Below are 1224 nucleotides of genomic sequence, written 5' to 3' on the forward strand. Positions count from 1 at the left end.
GATATTCCCACGGCTCTGTTACGTTGTTTCGCTTAATTCCTCAACCTCTTCAAATTTCACAGTTGGTACTGGTAAAACAAATCCTTGTGCTACTCTTTCACCTGCTCCAACAATCCACGATTTACCGCTTAAATTATCTAAAATTACTGCAATTTCTCCACGGTAATCACTATCAATTATCCCTACGCTATTTGACTGTCTTAACGGTGTTTTTACGCCTATGCTACTACGTGGCACAATAAATAATGCATAACCCTCTGGCACTTCGACCTCTAACCCTAACGGCACTTTTATGCCTGTGTCATAACCTTTCATTAACTTATATTCAATGTCATCTGGGACATAAAAATCAAAGCATGCAGCGCCTTCCGTTCCATATGTAGGCGTTTTTACATCTCTTAATTTCTTAAATTTCAGTTTCATATTGTGCCTTCTTTCTGCATTCGATTCCGTATTGATAATATGCTTTTACTGCTTCTTCTAATCTTTTCAATGCTCCCGGTTTGCCTAGATATAAATCGTACTCTTTGTATTTAATTTCATTCCTTAGTTTTACCGTTCTTCCATTGAGTGGAATTTCTTCAAAATCTACAATCATATCGACAATATCTAGAACGTTAATAACTTCAAATACGCTCATAATTCCCCCTATTTCGTTAATATTTCGCGTGGCACCCATAGCACCAACGCGTACAACCAATGCGCATAAGGCGCCGAATTTCACTTTTTAATTCGCAACATGTACATAATCCGGTATAGTCCGAATAATTTCTTCTCGGTGTTTTTTAAACATTTCATCAGGCATCGCACTATTCTTATAGTTAATGCGCACCGGTGGAACAACCTCGCGCGTTTCGCCGGTTATCCGGTAGCAATTAAAATCGTCAGTTTCTCTATATCGATGAGTGTTTTCTAACCACTCCGGAAATTTACTCATTTACATCACCCCTTCAAATAAGTCTATTTGTTTATCTTCAAAGATTTTCGGGTTTATCATTTCTTTTTTTGCCGCTTCATAAAATGGCTTGTAAACCTCGAAACCATAACTATGGCGGCCTAATTCTCGGGCTGCTCGTAACGTTGTACCACTGCCGGCCACCGGGTCAATTACCACGTCGCCGGGGTCGGTGTAGATTTCAATCAGTTTTTTGATTACATTAACCGGCTTTTGCGTTGGGTGAATTTTCGGGACATCCTTCCCATCACGTTGCCACTCCTGCCAGT

4 protein-coding genes are annotated in these 1224 nt (G+C 39.9%); all 4 read right to left on the reverse strand.

Features of this window, described 5'->3' with window-relative positions; genetic code table 11:
* Positions 1 to 18 precede the first annotated feature (18 nt).
* Positions 19 to 423 carry a dUTP diphosphatase gene (locus QZL64_RS04345; RefSeq protein ID WP_021840777.1) on the reverse strand — a complete coding sequence of 135 codons (405 nt, stop codon included), beginning with the start codon at positions 421 to 423 and terminating at the stop codon, positions 19 to 21.
* Positions 407 to 640 (reverse strand): hypothetical protein, encoded by a 234-nt coding sequence (locus QZL64_RS04350; protein ID WP_296309311.1) that lies wholly within the window; start codon positions 638 to 640, stop codon positions 407 to 409. The genes QZL64_RS04345 and QZL64_RS04350 overlap by 17 nt, the downstream gene beginning before the upstream one ends.
* 87 nt (positions 641 to 727) lie before the next feature.
* Complete coding sequence (locus tag QZL64_RS04355) at positions 728 to 937, reverse strand: hypothetical protein (RefSeq protein ID WP_021840779.1); 210 nt, start codon at positions 935 to 937, stop codon at positions 728 to 730.
* The coding region (locus QZL64_RS04360; protein ID WP_296309314.1) for a DNA methyltransferase at positions 938 to 1224 on the reverse strand (287 nt) is incomplete at its 5' end.

The sequence above is a fragment of the Veillonella sp. CAG:933 genome (assembly GCF_000431435.1).
Lineage (GTDB): Bacteria > Bacillota > Negativicutes > Veillonellales > Veillonellaceae > Veillonella_A.

What these genes read in the sequence shown, in the direction of transcription:
- QZL64_RS04345 (WP_021840777.1), bottom strand. Translation starts at nt 423, where the DNA reads ATGAAACTGAAATTTAAGAAATTAAGAGATGTAAAAACGCCTACATAT.
- QZL64_RS04350 (WP_296309311.1), bottom strand. Translation starts at nt 640, where the DNA reads ATGAGCGTATTTGAAGTTATTAACGTTCTAGATATTGTCGATATGATT.
- QZL64_RS04355 (WP_021840779.1), bottom strand. Translation starts at nt 937, where the DNA reads ATGAGTAAATTTCCGGAGTGGTTAGAAAACACTCATCGATATAGAGAA.